The following is a 25,851-nucleotide window of genomic DNA, read 5'->3' as shown; positions in this document are numbered from 1 at the left end:
AAGCAGAGTTTATGATATTGCGTTCAGGTTACACTTTTGTGAACTGTTAGCGCTAAACAAAGGAATTGTTTCTAGTCAAGAGGTGATGGAGCTAGCGTTTCCAAGTGGATTGAGATGATAATCTGGGCAAATGATAATATAGCTATCTTATACTTGAGTTAGGTAGATAACTACCATCGGTGATGATGTAAAGGTTATATACTAGGATCGACAGCTCTAACTATCATCCATCGGGAGAACGTTGATGTCAGTGTCCCAAATGGCGACAAGTCGTCTATACAAATCAGTTCAATCGCTCTGCTCTGCGCGTAATGCTAACTTGCCTGTCGAACAGGGCAAGTGCCTCTATGAGCTAGTAGAAAATGGCGTTGAGCTTCATCGGGCGCATTTTCTCCTCGACTCCCAGCATAGCGAGTATACTTCTCCCGTCGCGAAGATCATGTTTGATGAGGACAACCAACTTTGGTATTTCTATGTTCCCACATATCACAACGAGCTGTTAAGGTGGGTGCCTTATAAGCCACTTCCATTTAGCCGAATGCTTGAGGACTTACTCAACGAATTGGAGCGTGATCCTCAAGCGTGTTTTTGGGAATAGGGTGAGCCCAACGGATGCGAATGCCGACATGATTTATACTTTAGGCTTAACGACTTGGTTTCTAAAGTCTTTGGGGGTCATGTTGTAAACGGATTTAAATGCTGTACTGAAATGCGCTGCACTTTTAAAACCAGACTCAAACGCTATTTCTGTTATTGATTTTTCTGACTTGCGCAGTTGGGTTGCTGCGAAGTTTATCCGTTTCACCTTTAATATCTGAGAAAACGAAAGATCATCTGCGGCGAGGCGACGTTTTAAGGTTGCGATGGACATGCTCATATGAGCCGCTAAGCCTTCTAGCGTGATGTCTTTTTCAATATTACCCTCAATGTACTTAATGGCTTTTTGAGAGTCGCTCAGGCTACTTGCGTCATCTATGATAGATAGGATGTTTGGCTCTACCTCAACCATCAACGACAGCAATGCCATTGCGATATGGCTTTGTGTGTAGTCTGGAGCGTTGCGACTCGCTAACTTAACCAACATGTCCTTCAATTGTGCTACTTCGCCACTGGATTGCGTTGAAAAAGGATAGAAGCGCCTTTCTTCCGTTTTGGAACGTAGCATCGGGTGCGCTTTCTTAAAGTCACAGAATATATTTGGATTGAAGACTAAAGCCAGTGCTTTAAAGCCTCCGTCACTAGAGACGGCTTCTGCATTGCTCAGATCTGCGGAGTTATAGAGTGTGAAATCTCCGGCTTTAAGTTCAAATTGCTCACCATTAGGTTGATGAACTAATAGGGCACCTTCTTCAACAATATATAACCCATTATGTGTTGCAGTGTAACGCTCACTTTTGCGCGCAGTGAAGTGATTAAAGCGAATGATCTCAATGTTCGGCATACTCGTTCTTATCGTTTTACATAACAAATAAAAAAAGGCGCTCAATAGAGCGCCTTTTAACTTCATTCGGTATTATTCACTTACAGTCTGTTCTGTTTGTGCTGCTGGTTGTTCAGCGAATACCTGGGTTGGCTTTGCAACTAAACTGCGGTTTTCTTGGTTTACGTCCGTAAGGACAATTTCCAATGTATCCCCAAGTTTGTATACGACCTCTTTATCGATAGAGATGGTACCGTTGTCGCCATTGCACTCAATTCTTTCTTTATTATCAAGAATTAGTGCACCAGGAATAAAGGCTGCTGCGCCATTTTCGAGAAGTCGGACACGTGCGCCTGCACGATTAATATCGAAAATCTCACCTGTGAAACAAGTTTTCTTACTCGGCTCATCAGCAAGCGTGCGTGCATATAGCCAATCTGAGACATTTCGCTCAGCGATTTTATGATGTTTACGATGTAGAGCTAGCTCTTCGCCTACTTGGTCATCTGGTTTTTGTACGGGTTCTTTACCAAGGATGACGGCCTTCAACATACGGTGGTTGATCATATCACCGTATTTACGAATTGGTGATGTCCAAGTTGCATAGATGTCTAAACCCATTGCGTAATGAGGCAGAGGCTGATTACCCACCTCACTGTATGCTTGGAACTTACGAATGCGGTTATCTAGATAAGACGTTTCTTGAGCTGCCAACCAGCGGCGCAACGCAGCAAAGCCTTCTAGCGTAGCAATAGACTCCGCTGTGAACTCCAACTGGCCTTCTGGATTGACAAGTTGAACCACTTCTTCAATCTTCTCGTTCTTGATACCTGCATGCGTATTGAAGACACCTGTTTCAAATTTATCGCGTAATGTACGACCTGCACAGATGTTTGCGGTAATCATGGATTCTTCAACAAGACGGTTTGCACTGCGGCGCATGTCTGCGTGGATAGCGATTACATCGTTATCTTCACTGAGCTCAAAACGGTAGTCAGGACGATCAGGGAAGACCACTGCGTTTTTCTCACGCCATTCAGCGCGAGCAAGAGAGAACTCATAAAGATCACGAACGATGGTCGCGATCTCTTCAGATGGCGTCCATGCTTCAGAGCTGCCGTTTTCTAACCAATCAGACACGTGATCGTATGCTAGGCGTGCATGTGATTTGATGTTTGCCGCGAAGAATTTAATATCGTCGCCAATCACACCATCTTTACTTACCGTTACGGTACAGCAAATAGCAGGGCGGGTTTCACCTTCAATCAGAGAACATAGGTTGTCCGCTAAATCGCGAGGTAGCATCGGGATGTTGCGTCCTGGAAGATAGATAGTATAGCCACGCTCACGCGCTACTTTATCCATTTCATCTTCAGGTGTGATGTAAGCGGTTGGGTCCGCAATAGCGATGGTGAGTTCGAAATCGCCAGATACGGTTTTCTTCGCGTACAGCGCATCGTCCATATCTTTAGTCGATTCACCGTCGATAGTGACGAATGGAACATGAGTCATGTCTACGCGTTCTAGCTCCGCGTCGTCTTTCAGTTCCCAGTTATCGATGCCTGCTGGCTCAGAGTTTGGTAGATCGTTTTGAGCAAGCGTTACCCACCAAGGCGCAATTTTATCATTCGCGTCAGTGATTTTTTCAGAAATTTCTACGAAGAAAGAGTTATCGCCTTTTAGAGGGTGGCGAATAAGATGTGCGACAACCCAATCACCTTCGGCGAACTCGTCAGGTTTTAGACCTTTCTTTAGTTTCGCTTTAAGAGATAGCTTTTTAAGCTGTGGGTGATCAGGTGCTACGTTGAGCTTGCCTTTGAACATTTTTACTCGACCAATAAAGCGAGTCACGGCTTGTTCTAGCAGCTCTTGTGGCTCTGCAACTTCGCGTTCATTTTCGGTGCGGATAATGGCGATGACTTTGTCACCGTGCATGCACTTTTTCATGTACGCAGGCGGGATGAAGAAGCTCGTCTTACTGTCCACTTCCAAAAAGCCAAAGCCTTTATCTGTGGCTTTTATTGAGCCTTCTTTTTTAGGCAGGTTTTCTTGGATTTGCTGCTTAAGCTGAGCGAGTAGTGGGTTATCTTGAAACATCTTTTCTTAAATTACCTATGGAGTTGGGCACACTATAATCATTGCGAGCTATTATTACTACCTGTGGAGCGTAATTTCGCCGTGAATTTTGCCAATTTAACCACGAGAAATTGGCTTAAATATTGATGAAATTCTCATCTGTGAGTTACGCGAATCTACGGGGAATGGTAGGGTTGGTGGAAAAATATGCTAAAAATACCATTGTTGAGAATAAATTGTGATGTAATTCAATTTTTTCTGGATTTTTTTATGCTTTTAAGGAATAATCCGCCTCCCTTAGTCGTCCCTAATGGCTTATCGCGGTTGTGTACTGTGCTGTGTTCCCGTCTGAATGGAATCAGTATCTGGATGGATCAGTATCGAATTGGAAGAGCATATGGGACTGTTTTTTTGTTTAATTAAGTAGGATCCCAATGCAAGATTCTGTTATTCAATTCAGTGATTTATCTCTGAATGATTCTATCCTTTCTGCTCTAGACGGAATGGGTTTCGTGTCACCAACTCCAATTCAGGCTGCGGCAATCCCACACCTATTGGAAGGTGCTGACGCGCTGGGTAAAGCTCAAACAGGTACAGGTAAAACAGCAGCGTTCTCTCTGCCTCTTCTCAACAAACTCGATCTAAACCAACGCAAACCGCAAGCGATTGTACTTGCTCCGACTCGTGAGCTGGCAATTCAGGTTGCAGCGGAAATGAAAAACCTTGGTAAAAACATCAAAGGTTTGAAAGTTCTAGAGATTTACGGTGGCGCATCTATTGTCGACCAAATGCGTGCTCTTAAAAGTGGCGCTCATGTAGTTGTCGGTACTCCAGGCCGTGTTCAAGATCTTATCAATCGCGAACGTCTACACCTAGACGAAGTTAGTACTTTCGTTCTTGATGAAGCAGACGAAATGCTAAACATGGGTTTCGTAGATGACGTAACTGCGATCATGGAGCACGCTCCAGAGTCAGCACAACGCGTTCTGTTTTCTGCAACTATGCCTCCAATGCTGAAGAAGATCGTTGAACGTTTCCTTCGTGACCCTGTAACGGTTGACGTTGCTGGTAAAAACCACACTGTAGACAAAGTTCAACAACAGTTCTGGGTAGTGAAAGGTGTAGAGAAAGATGAAGCAATGTCTCGTCTTCTTGAAACTGAAGAAACTGACGCGTCAATCGTATTCGTACGTACTCGTCAAGATACTGAGCGTCTGGCTGACTGGCTATCTGCACGTGGCTTCAAAGCAGCTGCACTGCACGGTGACATTCCTCAGTCTCTACGTGAACGTACTGTTGATCACATCAAACAAGGTGTTATTGACATCCTAGTTGCAACTGATGTTGTAGCTCGTGGTCTTGACGTTCCACGTATTACGCACGTATTTAACTACGACATCCCATTTGATGTTGAGTCATACATCCACCGTATCGGTCGTACTGGCCGTGCTGGACGTAAAGGTAAAGCGATCCTTCTAGTTCGCACTAACCAAATTCGTATGCTTCGCACTATCGAGCGTGTAACTAAGTCATCTATGGAAGAAATCCAACTTCCTCTACGTGACCAAGTTGCTGAAGCTCGTCTAGCTAAGCTAGGCGCTGAGCTTGAAGCAGAGAAAGAGCACAAAGCACTAGACAAATTTGCTGAGTTGGTAGAGAAACTACAAACTTCTCTAGACATCGACCCTGCAACACTTGCTGCTATGCTTCTTAAGCGTCAGCAAGGCAAACGTCCTCTGTTCTATATTGGCGAAGACCCAATGGTTGAAGCAATTGAGCGTGACAAGCAACGTCGTAAAGAGCGCCGTGAAGGTGGTCGCGACGGCGGTCGTAACTTCAACAACCAAGACTGGGATACTTACCAGCTTCAAGTTGGTCGTGAGCAAGGCGTTCAAGTTAAAGACATCGTTGGCGCTCTAGCAAACGAACTAGGTCTAGGTAAAGGTTCTATCGGTGCGATCAAACTAGCTCAAGGTCACACATTCGTACAGCTACCTAAAGCAATGACTTCAGACGCGGCGAACAAGCTAAGCAAACTACGTATCCGTCAACAAGATGTTGGTGCTGTAGTATGTGACTTCGATGATTTCCGCGAGTCTCGTGGTGGTCGCCGTGACGGTGGTCGTCGCGATGGTGGTCGTCGTGATGGCGGTGGTTACCGTGGCAACCGCGAAGGCGGCAATCGTGGTGGTGATCGTCGTGAAGGCGGTCGTCGCGAAGGTGGTTTCCGTGGTAACCGTGACGGCAACCGCGATGGTAATCGTGAAGGTGGCGAACGTCGTTTCGATCGCAACCGTGGTGGTGATCACCGTGGTGCACATCGTGGTGAACGTGGTCACGGTCGTGGCCGTCGTACAGACGCATAATCACGAGTGATTAAAGCGACGGTTTAAGTTGCTACAAAAAGAATTGAAAGCCGAGCAAAGCGCTCGGCTTTTTTATGCGCGTCTAATACGGTTTTGCTTTTCATCGTGTTTGTTTACCCAACTTATTACTTCGTCTAAGGGCAGGGCAGAACAAGTAACCCTGAATGATGTCACAGCCTCGACTTCTCAAAAAATGCAGTGTGTCCATGTCTTGAACGCCTTCTGCTACGACCGAATACCCTAATCCATGTGCTAGCGCAATCGTGTTCTCAACGATAGAGCGGGAGCCTTCAGTGCGGCTTGCTGTGAAAAGAAATTAACCAGCTTACCTTGAAACGTATTATCAATCTTTCGACGTTTTTGAGGTTATCTCATAATTTGAATCAGTCATTGGCCTTCAGGTTGTGTCATGTCTTCGATAGACTCAAAGTAGTATTTACGATAAGGGAGCCCAGTAAGAGCGTCATGGACGGCATTGCGCTTCTCTCTTTCAGCAACAGTATGAAGCTTTAATATCGAATCGTTGCTCCACTTAATCACCAGCACGACAAAGATACTGCCGCCAAAAAGTATAAGAGAAACCCCCGTTTCTAAGAGAGAAGTAATAGGTTTTTGCATGATAGCGTGCAAAAAAACGGCATAAGCAAAAATGAAACAGCTGATTAACAATAATAGGAAAGTCCACCCGGTTACGTCAGTTTTCGAGCAGATGTTTTTTGTCATCTGCCATCCCCAGCAGAGCAAAATCAAACCTAAGATCACTAATAGAAATGCAATAGTGGGCACATTATTACCCCGATTTATTGATTGGTTTGTTATTTTTGTTCACCCAATAAACAACGTAGCTTATATATCTGACTTTGTACAAATTGACCTATTCATAAATTATGTTTAACAAGTGATATTTTTTAGTCTTCAAATAAAATCAAAACTTGCTACAGATCAACAAAATTTGTTCAATCAAATCGCTTTTACTAAAAGATTGTTGAAAGATTAAAAAATTATTGAATAATAGAGGGACAAACAAGAAGTACGCAGCGCACAAGCGCTATTACAACCTCTGCTCTACAACAGGATAACTATTTCATGTCTAATTCGTTTGTACTGGTGATCAACTCTGGTAGCTCTTCATTAAAATTTGCTGTTATTGATTCTGAAACCGGTGAAGCTTTGGTATCAGGTATTGGTGAGTGTTTTGGCCTACCTGAAGCTGAAATCAGTTGGAAATATCAGGGAGAAAAAACCGTTGAAGCAATTCCAGCTGGTGGCAACCATCATCAGTACGCTGTTGAGCGAGTGGTAAAACTACTCGATACTCTAGGTTTGAGCTCAAAATTTGTCGCTGTAGGCCATCGCATTGTCGCAGGCGGTGAAACCTTTAAAGGAACTGTGAAAGTTGATGAAACAGTTATTCAAGAAGTAGAGCGCCTTGCTGAACTTGCACCACTTCATAACAAAGCGAACGCTGAAGGCATGAGAGCGGCAATGGCGGCGTTCCCTTCACTGCCTCAATTTGCTGTATTTGACACTGCTTTCCACCAAACAATGCCAGCCAAAGCCTTTATGTACGCACTTCCTTACGAGCTTTACGAAGAGCATAAAGTGCGTCGTTACGGTGCTCACGGTACAAGCCACTACTACGTAAGCCGTGAAGCAGCGAAAATGCTAGATAAGCCGGTTGAAGAAAGCAGCTTTATCACTGTGCACTTAGGTAACGGTGCATCAGTGAGTGCGGTTAAAAATGGCGAATGTGTTGATACAAGTATGGGTTTGACGCCGTTAGCTGGCCTAATGATGGGCACTCGCTGTGGTGACCTTGATCCAAGTGTTATCGAGTTCCTTTTCCGTAAAGGCTGGGAAAAAGACGAAGTGTTCGAGATGATGAACAAGAAGTCAGGTTTCTTAGGTGTATCTGGTGTGACAAGTGATGCTCGTGGCGTACTAGAAGCAATGGAAGCGGGGAATTCACGTGCGAAGTTGGCATTTGAGATCTTCACTTACCGCGTTGCGAAATACATTACTTCCTACCTAGCGGCTCTGGATTCATTAGACGGCATCATCTTCACTGGTGGTATTGGTGAAAACTCACTACCAATTCGTCGTGAAATCTTGAAAAACCTAAAACTGTTAGGTTTTGTTGAAGATGAGAAAGGTAACGAAGATGCAAGATTTGGTAACGCAGGTGTTATTGCAACATCTGAGTTATTAGGTGCCAAAGCTCTTGTTATTCCTACTAACGAGGAATTTGTGATAGCTAAACAATCGGTTGAGCTATTGTAATATATAACGAAAACAGAAAGTTAAAAGCGAGCCTCGTGCTCGCTTTTTTACTTAAAGCAATTTGGTAATTACTCTTTGAGTTTCAGAGCTTCGCGCTTTTCGATTAAAAAATCCATCAAGACGCGGATTTTTTTCGGCATATGCTCTCGTGAAGGTATATATAAATAAAACCCAGGAAACTCTTTGCACCAAGGTGTCAGAACTCGGGTCAATCTTCCCTCATTTATGTGCTTTTCCACCCATAAATCAATATGCTTCACTAAACCCACACCCTGTATTGCAGCTTGTAACATACTATAGTCATCATTAAAAATAGCATTGCCTTTAGGCTCGAAAACGAGGGTGCGCTTTGCAACATCTGGAGAGGTTAGCGACCAATGATCAATTGTTCCGCTAGAGGTAAAACGATAAGCAAGGCAATTGTGACCTTCTAAATCCTCAGGAGTTTGAGGTAGTCCATTTTGCCTAAAGTATTCAGGAGAGCCCACTATTGCCGTTGTTAACGGCGGAGTAATAGGGACCGCAACCATATGTTCATCTAAGCTTAATCCTAAGCGAATGCCAGCGTCAACGCCTTCTGCGACGATGTTAGAAAACCCATCATCCATGATTAGCTCTAGGCGTATTTTAGGATAACGAGAGAGGAACTCACCTAGATAGGGCTCAATAAGCAGCCGAGCAGCGGTTCTTGATACACTGATACGGATTAATCCCGAAGGCTCAAGATGAGAGTCGTTCAATTCGTTAACGACCTGCTCAATGTTCATCAATGAAGGTTGCAAAATATCAAGCAGACGTTGGCCTTCTTGAGTCAACGACATACTTCTGGTGGTTCGATTAATTAACCGAACTTGTAGCTGTTGTTCTAACGCTTTTAGGTGTTGTGATAAGGCAGCACGGGTTACCCCCATTTCTAAGGCTGCTTTAGTGAAACTGCGATGGCGAGCAATATGTGCAAACCACGTCAGTGATGAAATTAAAGAAGGTTCTATTCTCATTTGTTAAGTATAACTAAACAGTCATGTAGATAAAACGATATTTATCCGAAACAGTGTGTTGACTAATATTACATCGAAGCTTAGGTCAGCCTGAGATGAACAGTTAACCTCTAATGGAGAATGTCGCTATGTCTAAAGTCACTTTCAAAAATCTCAATGGTCAAGGTATTGAGATTTCAGCGGTTATCAACTTCCCTACAGATTTTGATGCAAGTAAACAATATGCGGCGGTTGTTGTTTCACACCCAGGTGGTGGCGTAAAAGAGCAAACCGCAGGCCTATATGCGAGTAAACTTGCAAAAAGCGGCATAATTGCCATTGCGTTTGACCGTTCGTATCAAGGTGAAAGTACAGGTGAGCCTCGCCAAATGGAAAACCCTTACACGAGTACTGAAGACGTGAGCGCAGTCGTCGACTATCTGACAACGTTAGAGTACGTCGATAACGATAAAATTGGCGCAATGGGGATTTGTGCTGGTGCGGGCTATAGTGCAAATGCAGCGATCAATGATCGTCGAATCAAAGCACTGGGTATGGTTAGTGCCGTAAACATTGGCCAAATGTTCCGTAATGGTTGGGATAATTCGGTTAACGATGCTGACGCTGTTGGTTACTTAGAATTTGGTTCGAATGCTCGCACAACCGACACGAATGGTACAGAATTCGCGACTATTCCTCTAGCTCCGATGCGTGAAGAAGATGCCTCAAATGCAGAGCTACGCGAAGCTTGGGAGTATTACCACACACCACGTTGTGAACATCCAAATGCGCCGGGTTTTGCTCTAACTCGTAACTTAAACCAGATCATTACTTACGATGCGTACCACAAAGCGGAAGCATTCCTAACTCAGCCAATTCTTGCTGTCGTTGGTAGTGACGCAGGCAGCAAATGGATGAGTGATGACCTGATAGAACGTGCAGCGAGTTCAGATAAAACCTTGTATGCCATTGATGGTGCAAACCATATGTCGCTTTATGATGTTGCCGAATACGTCGATGACGCAGTATCCCAACTCGCATCTTTCTTCCAACGCACTCTTTAATATTCCCGATGAAAGGCTCAATTGCTTCGAGCCTTTCTGCTCTCAAGGCTTTTTACTCTTAAGGTATTGATTATGAATATGCAAAAAATCACTTTTAGAAATGCTGATATGGCTTGGGATATGTCTGCATTAATTTTATTTCCAGAAGGCTTCAATGAATCGAAACGCTACCCAACAATGATAAGTGTTCATCCTTTTGGTAGTTGTAAAGAACAAACATCCAGCGCTGTCTATGGTAAAGCCCTTGCTGAGTTAGGTTACGTCGTGATCGCATTTGACGCGAGCTTCCAAGGAGAATCGGGGGGATTGCCTCGCTACGTAGAAGACCCAAGTCAACGTGTTGAAGATATCAGTCGCGTTATCGACTATGCAGTGACTTTACCTTATGTCGATGAGAATAGAATTGGTGGACTCGGTATCTGCGGCGGTGGTGGTTACATGATCAATTCAGCCCTAACCGAAAAGCGCTTGAAAGCTGTCGTAGGTATTACGCCTGTTAACTTAGGTCGCTTGTTCCGTGAAGGCTTTAGTATGTACGACCCTATCGCCAATCTTGAAGCTATGGCTGCACAGAGAACAGCCGAAGCTCGCGGCTCAGAGCTGAAAATCGATGAACTTCTTCCTCCAAATATTGAATTTGCAAAAGAAAATGGATTAACAGAACGAGACGTGTTCGAAGCTACTGAATACTACAAAACATCACGTGGACAAACCGAAGGTGGTGCAACTCGTATGCTGTTTTCACATGCACAGAAAACACTGAGCTGGGATGCCTTTGCATTTGCCGAAACGTTATTGACTCAGCCTGTTATGGCCGTGGTAGGGCAAAAAGTCGGGGCGTTTGGTGCTTATCGTGATGGGCAGGAAATTTATGGCCGCTCTGTTCAATCAAAAGACCGACAGCTGGTTAATTTGGGAAACTGGTCTCACTATGAACTGTATGACCATCCAGAAGCAGTCGGCATTGCAATGGACAAGGTTTCTGCATTCCTTGAAACACACTTAAAATAATCTAATAAGTTAGAAGCGTTTTGTAGAGTTGCAAAGCGCTTATTTTTAACAGCGTAAGATGTAGTTCGAAGCGAGTAGGTCGGTAAATCTTCGTGCGAATAACCTCATCTACAGGCTATTGGCTAAATACCACTGCCAAATACTGTTTAAGACAATGTACACTGAAACCTAATTAAAGGCTTTAGATAGGAATGAAGTTTAATTTATGCGCAAATCAGATAAGAAGGTCGAGAATCTAATTAGAGAAGTGTTGACCGAAGTTTGTGAAGATACGCTAAAAGGCTACGATGGCTTTCTTTGGGTGACTCATACCGTCAAATTCTCTTCTTTTCCACAAAGTTTAGAAATAGTCTGCGTATTCGAAACGAAGCAAGATCGAGCTAACTTTTTTGAAGGAGAGGGCCGCCAGCATGTTTCCACAACTATTCAAAAGGCATTTAATAAGGCAGGAGTGCAACTAAAGAACGTCAGTAAGCAAATCAGTTACGATACAAAACAAAAGCATTAGCCGCGCAGCAATGGTCCGTAATAAAATGGTGCTTGGCTACCTTGCTATAAAAATGCAAAGGGCACTGGATGGGCAATGAAGCTTCAGCTCACTTAGATATACATCGGTGTAACTACGAGTTATGGAGTTATGGAGTTATGGATTGTGAATACGGTTGGTTTTCTAATGTTGCCTTAAGAGGCAATGATTAGTCGTTTACAATGAGTAAAGTACAAACTTCTGCATGGTGGATATCCGCAGAAAATTATTGAAAAGAAAGGCTCTAGCTGGAGCGGTCTATCATTTTCTTTGGGTTACCTCGACTATGAATAGCTTAATTGCTATGTTTCGCAAAATATATGGATATTCTTCTGCTCGTTATCTTCAGATTCCGTGCAGAAGAATGTGTTTGCCGGCTGAGGGAAAAATGAAAACCAAAATAATAATGTCTTTTCTACTCGCTACATTGTGTGTCAGTGTCAGCGCCAGTACGAATGAGCCGAAATACCATTCTGCGCTAACAGTCAAAACGGGATTCAGTGAAGACAGAGACAAGCCTGTGGAAGTCTATTATTGGTATCCCACCACGAACGAAAAAAACAACTTCTCGTTTGGTAGGGGGAACATTTTTAAATCAGTCGAAACGCAGTTAGATGCCCCTTTAGCAAGTGGAAAATTTCCCGTTGTGCTTTTGTCGCAGGGCGGAACACGGTCAGCGTTTTCCCACAGTGGTTGGATAGCCTCGAGCCTGGCGCAACAAGGTTATGTCGTTGTGGTACCAAAGCCTCCTGCACCGAACGAAATCAATGCAGAAATGGCTGTTGATGAAATCACATTCAGAACCAGTGATTTGGTGCTTGGGCTGAACGAATTAAGTTCGGTCGGGATACTGTCCGGAGGCGTAGATACTGATGCAGTGCAGGGGGTCGGCTTTTTTCTGGGCGGCACATCTATGCTGATGCTCTCCGGAGCGAAAATAAGCCCGGAGAAATATCGAACATCGTGTCACAACGCCACCAATGTAGACTGTCATTGGTTACGTGAAAATAACGTTGATATTACCAGCATCCCGGATCAAAAATTCCCCCGATTTCAGTCTGAAAACAAACTGAAATCGGTCGTCGTTATCAACCCTGAGCTAACGAAAACTTTTGTCCCTGAAACTCTGGCCTTGATGAACAATGCTATCACCGTGGTGACGCTTTCTGATCGGCTACATCCCGCACTGACACCAGCCGAATCACTTGTTGCTCTTCCCAATGTAACATTTCAAGAGATCCCCAGTGCGAGTCAGTTTAGTGCGTTCGCAGAATGTACTGAGCGTGGCATTAAAATTCTCGCATCAGAAGGGGAGGAAGCACTTTGCCAGGAGCGTGACGAGGTTTCCAGAAAGGACAATCATCAGCACATTTTGGATGTAATTCTGGCCAGGTTAACAAAGTCATAAGAGTGCAACAATGAGGAGCTTTCTTACACATTGTGTGCTTGGACCAGCAAAGCGAGAAGTAAGTTTTTGCAGGCTTATCCTTTCACCATAGTGCAAGGCCTACTAGTGACCGTGTTATTTGCTCTAACTAAGTACTTGTACCAACATTTTGAAACTTAGAAGAACACACAAAATACCAACGATTTTCTTAAGAACTTTATTTGGGAAATACTCTGCACAACGCACGCCGAGGCTAGTAGTTAAGTAGCTACTAATGGAGAAGCTGAGCATTGCAGGAAGGTATATGTATCCTAATACTAAGTTGTTCCAATCTGTGTTTCCCCATCCGTTTAACATGTAACCGAGGCTTCCTGACAGCGCGATAGGGAAACCTATCGCAGCAGAGGTACCAATAGCACGTTTTACCTCAAAATTTTGCTGGACAAGATAGGGGATGATCAACCCCGCACCGCTTATAGAGACAAGTGCTGATACAGAGCCAATCACCGAGCCTACAGTGATATTACCGATAGCCCCATGTGGGTTAGGGTTGTACTCATTTTCAGTGTTGAGAAACATCTTATAAGCAACATACAACATGAATACGCTGAAAAAGCCTGCCAGATAGACTCCTTGTAGATACGATGCTACGAATGTGGCGCAAAATGTTCCGACTAGAACTCCGCTCAACATTTTTACTACCATTGTCGAGTCTACATTCTCTTTTTTGTAGTGAGCGCGCATGCTGCCCAATGTTGTAACAATCATCGAAGCCATTGATGTCCCTAACGCAAGATGCACTACTTCCGTATCAGCTATTCCCTGTAGTGAAAATAGAAACGCAAAAATAGGGACGGCCATTCCACCACCACCCACACCAACGAGTCCTGCGAGAAAGCCAATGCCCAAGCCTGCTGTAATGTAATAGATAATAAAGATAGGTTCGTTCATGATGGTTCTGCCTTCGATAAAATGATCGTTGCTAAAATGTTACTCGAACGCTAACTTGCTATGGTAACGTTAAGAGGACAGAAAATAATGAATAATGGCCAAAATGGAATTGAGTAAATAAAGTGACAAACTCTGATTACAGCGAATGGAAAAATGGTGCCGCACTGATCGCTAAGGAGTGGCAGCATGAAAGGAGCGACTTCAACCATTTGGATCAACGGCCACATAATTGGCACAGTCATCATCGAGGCCAGTTACTGTGTATAGATGAAGGGCTAATTCAGGTCAAAACCGATGAAGGAACGTGGATACTACCACCTCACCGAGCTGGTTGGATCCCCCCGGGTGCGATGCACAGTGTTTATTTTTGTGGTTCTCTGAAAGGTCGTTCATTACTGTTTACTCCAGAGAGTTGTGAGCGGTTTCCAATGAGACCTTGCGTGATCCAAATGAGCGATGTGTTGAAAGCCCTATCGGTTAGAGCATCGATATGGAGTAAAACAGACGATCTATCCATACAGTCTTTACGTATTCTTGCCGTAATATCCGATGAAATCGTCAATAGCCCTCATGAGTCACTCCACATCCCACTGCCCAGTGATCCGAGACTGCAAAAAGTTACTCAAGCAATTTTAATAGACCCAAACAGCAAGCATTCTGTGGAGCATTGGGCCAATATCGGGGCAGTCTCATCTCGGACGTTAAGACGATTGATTCGTAGTGAGTTAAACATGAGTTTTAGTGAATGGCGGCAACAAGTACTGCTAATACATTCATTAGAAATGATAGCTCGAGGGGAATCGGTGGGAGATATTGCACATGCTTTAGGTTATTCGACGCCCAGTAACTTTATTGCGATGTTTCGTCGGGTCTATGGCGATTCACCCACGCGTTACTTTTCTAATCGCGGAATATAATTTCCGTGCTCGCATGCTCATGATGTTCCCCTAATTATCTTTAATCAAAAAAGGTAAATATTGAAAAGATTAATTGTTATGTTATAACATTTCCTTGTTTGGGGCTCTACAATTTGTTGTTTAAAGAATTGATCTCACAACCAGTAGTCTCCTATTGAGAGAGAGTAAACGTTGATTTCTTCACAAGCGCTGTCTGACTTGACTCTACATGGGGTGGGACTGTGTCAATATGTCCGTGAACTAGAGCGAAATCGTAACGATTACTAGGTCTCATAGCCCTAGAAAATCAACGTTATTAAAACCTTTACCTGACCTTTTTAACGCTTGGGAGGAAGATATATGAGCATTGATGTAGTTGAGAACCCGCTTCGTGTCCAAACAACATCATCGTTGGCGATATCGACATCAGCGAACATACTTAGCGACATCTACAAACCAGAGCACAATATTGCCATATGGCAGCGAACGCTCTCGAAAGAGTTGACGAAGGACATTAATCTGATGCTGGCTCAGGAGCCTAGATTGGCACTGGTACAAAGTGTCACGCCAGATGATGCTGCACAATGGGTACGAAGCAAGTTAGAGGGCTATGCGTGTGCTGATGCGCTGAGTGAAGATGTTGCTTTAATCGTCGATATGTTCTGCTGTTTGTTTGAGGTTAAAGAAGCAGGTTTGAGACTAACTCGCCTAGACAGCCCGATGTGCCCGAAATTTCACTTTGATCGTGTGCCTTGCAGACTTGTCATAACTTATACCGGCCGAGCGACCGAATGGTTAACCAACGATACCATTGATCGCACTAAACTCGGTGCCGGTAGTCTTGGTCAACCTGATCACCTATCGGGCTTATACGACTCTGAAAGTGCCATACGACGAATGCAGCCTGGCGATGTTGCCCTGCTCAAAGGAAGTGGTTGGGAAGGCAATGAAGCCACTGGACTTATACATCGCTCTCCACATGTTGCAGATAATGAACGTCGCTTACTACTCACATTGGATTTCATCTAGAGATATGAGAAAGCTCAAAACGGTAGATGACGTCATGAAGCAGGTAGAGAAAATCTGCCTGCTGCGAGGTAAACAACTCACTACTAAACGGAAATTGATACTGACTTCGCTGCTATATGCGGAGAAGCCGCTTTCTGCCTACGAACTAGTTGACTACTGCAATCACAACTTTTCTCAAAACATTCAAGCGATGTCGGTTTATCGAATACTCGATTTCCTTGAAGCAGAGCACTTTGTCCATAAGCTCAATACATCTAGTAAATACGTCGTTTGTTCTCAAATCGCGTGCGATCAGGAGCATGGCGTTCCACAGTTTTTGATTTGCTCTCAGTGTGGAAAGGTTAGTGAAATAGCGGTTGAAGCCAATGTTATTTCTAGCGTATGTGCGAAAGCCATACAAGAAGGCTTCACCGTTCTTAGCCCACAATTTGAGATTTCCTGTGTTTGCGATGAATGCGCAAACCGCCCCCTATGAGGCAGACACACGATCTCCCCTTATAGCTTCACAAGGTGACCGAGTATTGGCCACCTTTTCAAATTATCTAAAAGAATGAATTATGTCAGCAACATTGATTAAAAACGCTCGGGTGGTCAACGAAGGAGCCATTACCGAAACAGATTTACGTATTGTTGATCAAAGAATTGACAAGATTGCTACTAATATATCCGTACAACACGGAGATATTGTAATTGATGCTAAAGGGGCTTATTTACTGCCAGGCATGATTGACGATCAAGTGCATTTCCGAGAACCTGGGCTGACACATAAAGGCACAATTGCAAGCGAGTCGCGGGCAGCGGTAGCCGGCGGTATTACAAGCTACATGGAAATGCCCAATGTTAGTCCGGCTACAACGACTATTGACTCGTTAGAGCGCAAGTTCGCTCTCGCTAAAGAAAGCTCGTTTGCGAATTATTCTTTCTACCTCGGTGCAACCGAAGACAATCTTGAACAGATTAAACAACTTAACCCCAAACAACATTGTGGTGTGAAAGTATTTATGGGGGCATCAACAGGAAATTTGTTAGTCGAAGATCCGCAAGCGTTGGAGTCAATTTTTCGTGACTCTCCAGTACTCATTGTTACTCATTGTGAAAGTGGGACTGTTATTAAACAAAACCAGCAAAAGCAAAGGCTTAAGAAGCCAGGTTTCACTATCGAAGACCATCCCATTTTGCGTGACGAAGAGGCCTGTTACGCTTCATCTTCTTATGCGGTAGAACTTGCCAAAAAGTATCACAGCCAACTGCATGTGCTGCACATCACAACGGCGAAGGAGCTAGCACTTTTTGACGAGGGAGACATTCGAGATAAATCAATCACCGCGGAGGCTTGTGTTCACCATCTTTGGTTCAGCAACAAAGATTATGGCGCTCTTGGTAATTTGATCAAATGTAATCCTTCAATCAAGTTTCCTAGTGACCGCGATGCGTTGTTAAAAGCGTTAAATACGGGGCAAATAGATATCATTGCAACAGATCACGCTCCTCACACTTGGCAAGAAAAACAAGTGCCTTACGAGCAGGCTCCAGCCGGACTGCCGTTAGTTCAGCATGCGTTACTTACTCTCTTCGAGCATGTCCGTTTAGGTCATATGAGTTTGACTCAAGTAGTCGAAAAAACTGCGCACAACCCGGCCATTCGCTATGGCATTCAAGGCCGAGGTTTTATTCGTGAAGGTTACTACGCCGATTTGGTGTTGGTTGATGCTCATACCCCAACACGAGTTAGCAACGAAAACAGTTTATATCACTGTGGTTGGTCGCCTTTTGCTGGACATGAATTTTCAGCTCAAATTCAAAAGACTTGGGTCAATGGCGCGCTAGTTTATGCCAATAACAAAGTCATCGATAAACCAGCTGGAGCGATGCGTTTATCCTTCAATCGTTAAGTCGCTGACCGCAAAGAAAGAGCCATAAACAAACTGGAAGCATTATGTTAAGAAGAAACCCAACGGGCCATATGCCACAGGTGTCCTCAACAGCCTTTATCGATCCAACCGCTATTATCTGTGGCAAAGTCATTATTGAGGATAACGTTTTTATTGGACCCTATGCTGTTATTCGAGCTGACGAAGTTAATAACCATGGAGACATGGAAGCTATCGTCATCAAACGTGACACCAATATCCAAGATGGTGTCGTAATTCACTCTAAGGCAGGGGCTGCGGTGACCATTGGTGAGCGCTCATCCATTGCTCATCGTTCGATTATTCATGGTCCTTGCCAGGTTTGTGATGATGTTTTCATTGGCTTCAACTCCGTCGTGTTCAATAGCGTCATCGGTGAGAGGTGTGTTATTCGTCATAACTGTGTCGTCGATGGCCTCGATTTACCCGCTTATTTCCATGTACCACCGATGACCAATATTGGTGTCGGTTTTGATTTAGAGAGTATCTCTAAAGTGCCGCCAGAATATTCAGCTTTTTCCGAATCCGTCGTTTCTGCCAACCATGAACTAGTCCAAGGCTACCGGAGAATTGCCAATGAACTTTAATAAGCCACTGATTTCGCGAGTGCCGACTAACATCATCACTGGCTTTCTCGGGGTGGGGAAAACATCGGCAATAATGCACTTATTGACCCATAAACCGAGTCATGAACGTTGGGCTGTATTGGTCAATGAATTTGGCGAAGTTGGTATTGATGGCAGCTTGTTACAAGGCCAAAAAAAACAACAAGACCAAGTGTTTATTCGAGAGGTCCCCGGGGGATGTATGTGCTGTGCAGCAGGTCTTCCGATGCAAATCGCCTTAAATCAATTATTGTCTGAAGCAAGGCCAGATCGATTGTTGATTGAGCCTACAGGTCTTGGTCATCCTAAAGAAGTACTGCAAGTGCTATCGACCGAGTATTATCGTCAAATTCTCGCTTTGCAAAAAAACATTACTTTAGTCGATGCACGTAAACTATCGGATCCTAAGTACACTGAGCATGAAACGTTTAACCAGCAAATCACTATCGCAGATACAGTGGTAGGTAATAAGCGCGATCTCTATCAAGATGAAGATGAGCAAAAGCTGACGGCTTATATAGCAAAGCTCGGTCTGCGGGAAACAAAAGTGATTTTCGCTGAACATGGCGCTATCCCTTTTCATGAATGTGAGGGAGCGACTCGTATTGACGTGCAAAAAACGCCCTCTGTTCTTTATCGTGAAAGAGAGAAAAAGTCACTTGTTCCTGAGTTGCCTATGCCTGAGAGCGGCATTCTAAAAGCAACCAATCAGGGGGAAGGTTTCTACAGTATCGGTTGGCGTATATCCGCTGAAAACGTGTTCGATCATCAAAAGCTGAGATTATTGCTGCTCGACCTCAAGGTCGAACGAATGAAAGCGGTTTTTATCACGGGAAGCGGTATTTTTGGTTACAATCTAACATCAGATGGACTCACAGAGTTTGAACTAGACGAGTGTTCAGAAAGCCGCCTAGAACTGATCTCTTCCGGTCTAGATGACCAATTTGAAGATAGATTATTTCGATGTTTGGAGAAGGCATCATGATAGAAAAGAGAAAACTCTCCTTTTAACCATAATGTCTTACCTCCTTAAAATTCTAGTGGGGTTTCTTTTAAAGCTGCGCTTAGGGCACTTATGCTGCCGTATTAGGGTGGGGTTAGTACCCGTATTTTCTGCCTATGCGGTTCAGGCACAGTTTTATTCATGGGGTGAGGTATCCACGTTACACGTGGCCTAATTACTTGCTTTAAGTTACACGGAAGAAACACGTCTTTTTTTAGCGAGGGCCATTGCTATATTTGCGGTACTGTAGGCGCTCTCATTGATAAAGTGCGGGTAAATTTCCCCTTTGCCATTCCAATGGATATCATAACCAGCGAAAGTCGCTAATAAAGGTGCTCCTGGTTTGACCGCCTCAAAATCTCTGCCACAAATAGTAGGGTGTACTAGTGCTTGCCGCATACCCTCTTGATCAAGTGGAACCCTGATTTCTTCGGTGTAAAAAAACGCCTCATAATCGCTCAGTAAGCCTATTTGGTTGAGGTTGTGCTTTTCAACATAGTCCAATACTGCGGTAAGCATCTGTTTCATCAACTCCAACGTACTGTACTCTAGCGCACCATGTGCTTGCGCCCCGACCTCAATCATTATTCCATATTGCCCAGCAGTACAAAGGTAAGGTTGCTCTTGCCATTCTTTTCGCTCTTCGAAAAGGATATGTGCTGATGGCATTCGTTGTTTGACGTACGCGCCCAGTTTCCGATAAAAAACATCGTTAGAAAGCAAAATCAACGTCGCTCCCATATTGCTTGTTGTATTGTGCAGGTCAACAATCAACAGTTTTTCTTGGTTTGCATATTTTTCGATAAATTGATGTGCAATCTTGCTTTCATGCAAATCAGGACAATGATTGCTATTCATTGCTGAGAACTCGCGATTTAAGTCTGTATCGATGTATCGGACGTTGTGTTTTGCTGCTTCGGAGTTTGCGATGATCGAGCAGGCTGAAAAGGTTGATCTATTGACAGAGTAACGTTTTTCTTTGATTAGTTTATGTAAATAAATACCAGAAAGTTCGTTTCCGTGTGTTCCTGCAACGATAAGTGCTGAATTGAATGTGTTCATTATTGAGCCTTCTCAAAGAGAATGGGTTGAATGACTGGTCTTCTCTTAGCCAATCCAGTGAACTGAATAAACGTTTACTAAACTGAGTAAAAATAATCCTAGATATGTTATAACATAACAATCGTTATTATTGATACTTAGTTTCTCATGAGTCAGTTTAAATTTATTGCTTTAATCGTTGCTGTGTTTTGTTTTTCGGTCGCTTTGCTTCTACCTACAGAGGATGAGCCAAATCAAGATAGTCACAGCGTTCAACTGAATCAAAGCAGTGATTCGTCACCACCTCCATCATCAAAGATAGTGGTTCCCTCAGATGTCAGTTTGACTCCGTTGCCTAAACCTAAACAAATACACTATATAGTTAAAGTGGGAGATACGCTCAGTGGTATCTTCGCTCAATTGGGTCTCCCTTACGGTATTTTGCAGCAAATTCTCTCAGTTGATCTTGATCACCTGCAGCTAGATATGATTAAGCCCGGAGAAGAGCTTGAATTAGTGATGGATGACATGGGGCAATTGAGTCGACTAATTTATCATATGAGCCTTGTAGAGAAGGCTATCTACACTAGAGAAAACGATGGCTCCTTCTCTTACGAATTTCAGGAAATTTCAGGGGAATGGCGTGAAACCTTATTTTCGGGAGAAATCAAAGGGAGTTTTTCAGTCTCGGCACATCGAGTAGGATTGGCATCAGGCCACGTCGCAAATATTACGCAGGTGATGAAAGATAAGATTGATTTTGCGCGATCTCTTAGAGCCGGTGACCGTTTCGATATATTAGTGAAACAGCAATATTTAGGTGAACACAAAACTGGCAATAGTGAGATTAAGGCTATTTCTTTTAACTTAGCGAGGGGCGAAGTCGCTGCATTTCTAGCCGAGGATGGACGGTTCTATGATAGAGCTGGTAACAGTTTGGAGCGAGCGTTTAACCGTTATCCTGTCGATAGGGCATACCGCCGAATCACCTCTGGGTTTAACCCCAAGCGTAAACACCCAGTGACGGGAAGAGTCACCCCGCATAACGGAACGGACTTCGCGACACCAATCGGTGCGCCAGTTTATTCTACTGGGGATGGAAAAGTAATTGCGGTCCGCAAGCACCCTTATGCCGGTAATTATTTAGTGATTGAACATAACAGTGTGTACAAAACTCGTTACCTACACTTGAATAAAATCTTGGTTAAAAAAGGTCAAGTTATAAAGCGTGGGCAAAAAATAGCCCTCTCTGGGAATACTGGTCGTTCAACCGGACCACATTTACATTTTGAAGTTTTAGTTCGTAATCGTCCGGTTGATGCAATGAAAGCCGACTTACCTATCGCGAAGTCGCTTCCTAACATCCAGAAACCTTCATTTTTGGCGCGAGTATCAGAGTTTGATTATCTAGTAGAAACGAAAAACTGAGTCCCGACAATTTGTTAGGGCTCAGTTATGCTATTTTGTGTTGTGAGGTTGGAGCAATAGGTGAGTGTCAATATGTGTTCCTAGAAGAATAATGACTGCGATTTTTTCTTTTACGTGTGCCCACATCCGCAACATCGGACGCTTTGCAACAACCTCCGCCTTTGATCGGCCTACGTGAAAACATCACACCAATTGCGAGCATCGCAATACAACTTAGGAAAATAAGAACGGTAAGAACTAAAGTCATAACACCACCTCCTATAAATCGCTGTATTGTCATCTTTCTCCAATTTTATAAACAAAGCAATGGTCGTTTTGTAACCACTTATTATTTTTATCAATAGTCAGACCTTTGCTTGTGATGAAACGTGATGAGAAACGAAGGAGAGTTCTGAGAAATCAGCCCCTGTGATCTTTACCGATTCTTAAGTTTTGCGTCTAAGACAGCAATTGGATTCCTTCTATAACTCACTAAGTTGTTATGTTATAACATGCGTTCATCCAGAGTTTGTAGGTCAAAAGTATGCCATCAATTCCAGTCACCATTTTGCATGGGTTTCTCGGGTCCGGGAAAACCACGTTTTTACGCAACATTCTTCAACAAGCCGATTCTTCTGGTATTGATCTGTCCGTTATTGTTAATGACATGAGTGAGTTAGACGTCGATGGCGTGCTTATCTTAAATACCGATGCGGTGAGTGAAGAGCAGGGCAACTTTGTTACGATCAGTGGAGACAGCATCAGCAGCCTGAGTGGTGTAAAGCAGCTCGATAAAGCCCTTAAAAAGCTCTGCGCAGAAAAATCGCCAGAATGGGTTGTGATTGAAACGTCGGGCAGTAGTCATCCTTTACCTTTGGTCGAGTACTTCAAAAGTAACGCACAATTCGCACTCAAAGACGTAATTACGTTGGTGGATGCGACTTGGTTGCGAGATGACTATCGACAAGGTTCTGCCTTAATCCCTAAGTGGCAGGAGAACGTGCAGCAGGGTGTTCGCGGCGTTGAAAACTTGTTGGTAGAGCAAATCATGTTCTCAAACCGTATCATGCTCACCAAGACGGACAAAGTGGACGACAATACCGTTCGCAACATCGCACAGGCGATTCACCCGCTTAATGTTTACACCGAGATAATCAAAACGTCATGGGGAAACTTGGATATCCGCATGTCGAAAGGTGAGCAAGACTACAATTTCTTCCTTGTTGAGCAGCTAATCGCAGAACTTCGTGAGACGGTGAATGAGCCGTTGAATCTCTCTGATAAAGACGAACAAAGCCTTGTCGCCAAAGTGATCAAAGACGATCGGCCTTTTCATCCTGCGCGTTTGTGGAATACCTGCCATCAGTATTTAACTAAAGGTGTGTTCCGTAGTAAAGGGTTCTTTTGGTTCCCAACTCGAGACGATGTTTCACTGCTTTGGAGTCAAGCAAACGGCAACGTGGGGCTTGAAATTACAGGCTTTTGGCGTGCTTCGATAATCAATGACGAATCGCAAAACTTCACTGAAGAGCATCGTCAAATCCTGCAAGATAAGATAGACAGTGTTGAAAGCCGCTTTGGTGATCGTCGTTGTCGCTTAACGGTGATTGGGCAAGAAAACGAAATCGATGTGTTTATTGATGCGCTGGAAAACTGCTTTTTAACGGATGCGGAACTGGAGCAATGGCAACAAGGGGCAACATTTGAAGATCCTTGGCCAAAGAAAATAGCTAAGTTGAGTCAGAAGAAGACGCTTTGAATGCACTGGTGAGGATTCCCTCGCTGCATGTTTGCTCGGGTTGTTTCGAGAACGGACTTACTGAATTGGCTCGGTATACCAAAATTGGCTCTGTGTAACGAGAAAGCCTCCCGAATGGTGGGAGGCTTTTTGTATCTCAGTCGTTTACTGTTCCCATTCAGGGAAAGGGTCTTCCAGAGATAACCAATAGTCGAGCCCTTGCTCCATCTCAACTTCTGTTAACAAGCATTCGTTGAGACGAGCAATCAACTTCTCTTGCTCTAATCCCTGACCAATAAACACCAATTCTTGTCGCATATCGCCGTATGGTTCTTGCCAAATGTCGTTTATAGCATCGAGGTAATCTTGATCCGTCGGCCATTCCTCCTTCGGAATCGCTTTCCAAAACATACCCGCAACACCATAACGTGCGATGCCTCCCGCTTGGCTCCATTGACCGACAAACTCTGGTCTGGTTGCTAGCCAAAAATAACCCTTGGAACGAATTAGTTTGCCGTAATCTTTCGCATTGTGGAGGAAGTCGTAAAACTTCTCTGGATGGAAAGGGCGTCTCGCATGATAGGCAAAGCTAGAAATGCCGTATTCTTCGGTTTCCGGTATGTGCTCGCCTCGCATTTCCTTCAACCAACCTGGGGCTTGTTGTGCCTTTTCAAAACTGAAGCTTTGTGTGTCGAGTACCGCATCAAGTTCTACTTCACCATTCGAGATAGGAAGAATAGTGGCCGATGTATTAAGAGTTTTAAGAATCGCAAGAAGCCTTTCGATTTCTGATTTCTCAGCAAGGTCGGTTTTACTTATCAAGATAACGTCAGCGAACTCTACTTGATCAACGAGTAAGTCAGCAACGCTGCGTTCATCGTCTTCACCTAATGATTCGGCTGTCTCTGTTAAGAACTTAGCTTCATCGTAATCACGCAGAAAGTTAATCGCATCAACTACTGTAACCATGGTGTCTAAACGTGCAACGTCTGAAAGTGAGAGCCCGTTTTCATCGGCAAAAGTAAAAGTCTCTGCAACGGGGAGTGGCTCGGCGATGCCAGTGGACTCGATAACTAAGTAATCGAATCTGCCTTCTTGCGCGAGTTTAGTAACTTCTTCAAGTAGATCCTCACGCAGGGTACAACAGATGCAGCCGTTACTCATTTCAACCAACTTTTCTTCACTGTGGTTGAGAGAAACTTCATTCTGAACGGTCGCTGCGTCGATGTTGACTTCGCTCATGTCGTTGACGATGACCGCCACTTTTCTGCCTTGTCTATTGTTAAGAATATGACTTAAAACGGTTGTTTTTCCTGCGCCTAGAAAGCCGGACAAAACCGTAACAGGGAGTTTCTGGGTGTTCATGCTCATGCTCTTTATAGTGTAATGTTATAATATAACAATTAATATAGTCGGTGATCTTAACTCTGGCATCAAGCAGTTTGTGACTGTGTCGAGTACTGCACCTTATTGGCGCATTCATTCGTCGTTAAGTTATACAGATTCAGATGTACGGAATTTAGAGAGCGAACTCTTATCTCGGTGTGGAGGTTCTATGAACGAAGAGAAAAAGCATGTCATGACAGAAGAAGAAATTCTTGCAGCGCCCGAGGCGGATTATATGAATGAAGCTCAGCTCGCATTTTTTGAAAACCGATTATTTGAGCTTTATGAATCGACGTTAGCGCATATTGAACGCGCGAAAGAAGAGATGATTGCGCCAATGGAATTCAGTGACGAAAGCGATAGGGCGTCCAGTGAGGAGCAATCTGCAATCGCATTAAGAATCATAGATAGAGAGCAAAAGCTGTTACCTAAGATTCAACGATCGTTGGCTCGCTTGCGCGCAGGGGAGTATGGCTATTGTTTAGAGTCCGGAGAACCTATCGGCATTCCAAGGTTATTGGCACGACCTACTGCTGAATATAGTGCAGAAGTAAAAGCTCAAATGGAGTCAAAAGAGCACTGGTATAAACACTAAAGCCTCACTATCTTATGACGTCGATATTCTTCTCGTTCACTTGTTTTTTTTGATGTTCTCTGAGAAGTCTAAAGCGATGGCGACTACCGTTAGGTATGGTAGTCATTACCTTTGAGATATTAATAGTTATCGATAGGATAGAAGTAAGTTCTGTATTGTAAATAACGCACCATTTTTGTTTTT

Annotated in this window: 23 protein-coding genes and 1 pseudogene; 16 read left to right on the top strand and 8 right to left on the bottom strand. The window is 43.9% G+C overall.

Annotated features, from left to right (window positions below; translation table 11 throughout):
• Positions 1-244: 244 nt before the first annotated feature.
• Positions 245-598 (top strand): DUF3024 domain-containing protein, encoded by a 354-nt coding sequence (locus R7093_RS01735; RefSeq protein ID WP_017635751.1) that lies wholly within the window; start codon positions 245-247, stop codon positions 596-598.
• A gap of 33 nt (positions 599-631) precedes the next feature.
• On the opposite strand, the gene R7093_RS01730 is transcribed toward R7093_RS01735, so the two are convergent.
• Both R7093_RS01730 and rnb read right to left on the bottom strand, forming a co-directional pair.
• A complete protein-coding gene (locus R7093_RS01730; protein WP_318146472.1) occupies positions 632-1,441 on the bottom strand; it encodes an AraC family transcriptional regulator in 810 nt (269 codons plus the stop codon).
• Positions 1,442-1,513: 72 nt separating this feature from the next.
• Positions 1,514-3,517 (bottom strand): exoribonuclease II, encoded by a 2,004-nt coding sequence (gene rnb, locus R7093_RS01725; protein WP_017635749.1) that lies wholly within the window; start codon positions 3,515-3,517, stop codon positions 1,514-1,516.
• A 413-nt stretch (positions 3,518-3,930) separates the two neighbouring features.
• Here rnb and R7093_RS01720 point away from each other — a divergent pair, with 413 nt between their 5' ends.
• On the top strand, positions 3,931-5,862 hold the full coding sequence (locus R7093_RS01720; RefSeq protein ID WP_005375680.1) for a DEAD/DEAH box helicase: 1,932 nt from the start codon (positions 3,931-3,933) through the stop codon (positions 5,860-5,862).
• Positions 5,863-5,934: 72 nt separating this feature from the next.
• Here the strand turns inward: R7093_RS01720 and R7093_RS28655 are convergent.
• Both R7093_RS28655 and R7093_RS28650 read right to left on the bottom strand, forming a co-directional pair.
• Positions 5,935-6,178 (bottom strand): annotated as a pseudogene (locus R7093_RS28655) (EAL domain-containing protein); the annotation flags it as partial.
• A 71-nt stretch (positions 6,179-6,249) separates the two neighbouring features.
• Positions 6,250-6,480, bottom strand: coding sequence for a hypothetical protein (locus R7093_RS28650; protein ID WP_224721257.1), 231 nt, complete (start codon positions 6,478-6,480; stop codon positions 6,250-6,252).
• 468 nt (positions 6,481-6,948) lie between these two features.
• On the opposite strand from R7093_RS28650, the gene R7093_RS01710 reads away from it, so the two are divergent.
• Positions 6,949-8,142: an acetate/propionate family kinase gene (locus tag R7093_RS01710; RefSeq protein WP_005375697.1), complete on the top strand. Its 1,194-nt coding sequence runs from the start codon at positions 6,949-6,951 to the stop codon at positions 8,140-8,142.
• 68 nt (positions 8,143-8,210) lie between these two features.
• On the opposite strand, the gene R7093_RS01705 is transcribed toward R7093_RS01710, so the two are convergent.
• The gene (locus R7093_RS01705) at positions 8,211-9,140 is read right to left on the bottom strand and encodes a LysR family transcriptional regulator (RefSeq protein WP_047104466.1); all 930 of its coding nucleotides are present in this window, start codon (positions 9,138-9,140) and stop codon (positions 8,211-8,213) included.
• A gap of 128 nt (positions 9,141-9,268) precedes the next feature.
• On the opposite strand from R7093_RS01705, the gene R7093_RS01700 reads away from it, so the two are divergent.
• The 4 genes from R7093_RS01700 to R7093_RS01685 all read left to right on the top strand — a co-directional run bounded on the left by R7093_RS01700 (position 9,269) and on the right by R7093_RS01685 (position 13,128).
• Complete coding sequence (locus R7093_RS01700; protein ID WP_017821078.1) at positions 9,269-10,183, top strand: alpha/beta hydrolase; 915 nt, start codon at positions 9,269-9,271, stop codon at positions 10,181-10,183.
• A gap of 72 nt (positions 10,184-10,255) precedes the next feature.
• Positions 10,256-11,194: an alpha/beta hydrolase gene (locus R7093_RS01695; RefSeq protein ID WP_047104468.1), complete on the top strand. Its 939-nt coding sequence runs from the start codon at positions 10,256-10,258 to the stop codon at positions 11,192-11,194.
• 205 nt (positions 11,195-11,399) lie between these two features.
• On the top strand, positions 11,400-11,702 hold the full coding sequence (locus tag R7093_RS01690) for a hypothetical protein (protein ID WP_042521903.1): 303 nt from the start codon (positions 11,400-11,402) through the stop codon (positions 11,700-11,702).
• Positions 11,703-11,925: 223 nt separating this feature from the next.
• Positions 11,926-13,128, top strand: coding sequence for an alpha/beta hydrolase family protein (locus R7093_RS01685; protein WP_252306312.1), 1,203 nt, complete (start codon positions 11,926-11,928; stop codon positions 13,126-13,128).
• Between the two features lie 123 nt (positions 13,129-13,251).
• Here R7093_RS01685 and R7093_RS01680 read toward each other — a convergent pair whose 3' ends face one another.
• Entirely contained in the window at positions 13,252-14,058 is an 807-nt protein-coding gene (locus R7093_RS01680; protein WP_047104470.1) for a sulfite exporter TauE/SafE family protein, read from the bottom strand.
• Between the two features lie 122 nt (positions 14,059-14,180).
• Here R7093_RS01680 and R7093_RS01675 point away from each other — a divergent pair, with 122 nt between their 5' ends.
• The 6 genes from R7093_RS01675 to R7093_RS01650 all read left to right on the top strand — a co-directional run bounded on the left by R7093_RS01675 (position 14,181) and on the right by R7093_RS01650 (position 19,483).
• The gene (locus R7093_RS01675) at positions 14,181-14,975 is read left to right on the top strand and encodes an AraC family transcriptional regulator (RefSeq protein WP_047104473.1); all 795 of its coding nucleotides are present in this window, start codon (positions 14,181-14,183) and stop codon (positions 14,973-14,975) included.
• A 339-nt stretch (positions 14,976-15,314) separates the two neighbouring features.
• Positions 15,315-15,983 carry a DUF1826 domain-containing protein gene (locus R7093_RS01670; RefSeq protein ID WP_025767648.1) on the top strand — a complete coding sequence of 223 codons (669 nt, stop codon included), beginning with the start codon at positions 15,315-15,317 and terminating at the stop codon, positions 15,981-15,983.
• Positions 15,984-15,987: 4 nt separating this feature from the next.
• Positions 15,988-16,458, top strand: coding sequence for a Fur family transcriptional regulator (locus tag R7093_RS01665; protein WP_017821073.1), 471 nt, complete (start codon positions 15,988-15,990; stop codon positions 16,456-16,458).
• 82 nt (positions 16,459-16,540) lie between these two features.
• Positions 16,541-17,875, top strand: coding sequence for a dihydroorotase (locus R7093_RS01660; RefSeq protein WP_047104476.1), 1,335 nt, complete (start codon positions 16,541-16,543; stop codon positions 17,873-17,875).
• Positions 17,876-17,919: 44 nt separating this feature from the next.
• Positions 17,920-18,480: a carbonate dehydratase gene (locus R7093_RS01655; protein WP_017821071.1), complete on the top strand. Its 561-nt coding sequence runs from the start codon at positions 17,920-17,922 to the stop codon at positions 18,478-18,480.
• A complete protein-coding gene (locus R7093_RS01650) occupies positions 18,470-19,483 on the top strand; it encodes a CobW family GTP-binding protein (protein ID WP_021707804.1) in 1,014 nt (337 codons plus the stop codon). Before R7093_RS01655 ends, R7093_RS01650 begins: the two co-directional genes overlap by 11 nt.
• Positions 19,484-19,690: 207 nt before the next feature.
• Here the strand turns inward: R7093_RS01650 and R7093_RS01645 are convergent, their stop codons facing one another.
• Positions 19,691-20,563, bottom strand: coding sequence for an aspartoacylase (locus tag R7093_RS01645; protein WP_047100907.1), 873 nt, complete (start codon positions 20,561-20,563; stop codon positions 19,691-19,693).
• 147 nt (positions 20,564-20,710) lie between these two features.
• Here R7093_RS01645 and R7093_RS01640 point away from each other — a divergent pair, with 147 nt between their 5' ends.
• A complete protein-coding gene (locus R7093_RS01640; protein ID WP_033906942.1) occupies positions 20,711-21,970 on the top strand; it encodes a peptidoglycan DD-metalloendopeptidase family protein in 1,260 nt (419 codons plus the stop codon).
• Between the two features lie 523 nt (positions 21,971-22,493).
• Positions 22,494-23,708, top strand: a complete 1,215-nt coding sequence (locus tag R7093_RS01630) for a CobW family GTP-binding protein (RefSeq protein WP_025767655.1) — start codon at positions 22,494-22,496, stop codon at positions 23,706-23,708.
• 144 nt (positions 23,709-23,852) lie between these two features.
• Here R7093_RS01630 and zigA read toward each other — a convergent pair whose 3' ends face one another.
• Positions 23,853-25,052, bottom strand: coding sequence for a zinc metallochaperone GTPase ZigA (gene zigA / locus R7093_RS01625; RefSeq protein WP_033906943.1), 1,200 nt, complete (start codon positions 25,050-25,052; stop codon positions 23,853-23,855).
• A gap of 190 nt (positions 25,053-25,242) precedes the next feature.
• On the opposite strand from zigA, the gene R7093_RS01620 reads away from it, so the two are divergent.
• Positions 25,243-25,668, top strand: coding sequence for a TraR/DksA C4-type zinc finger protein (locus R7093_RS01620; RefSeq protein ID WP_025767657.1), 426 nt, complete (start codon positions 25,243-25,245; stop codon positions 25,666-25,668).
• The last annotated feature ends 183 nt before the right edge of the window (positions 25,669-25,851 follow it).

This window comes from Vibrio sp. 1580 (assembly GCF_033340055.1).
Note: the sequence above shows the minus strand (reverse complement) of the source record. Positions and strands in the feature narration are given on the sequence as shown.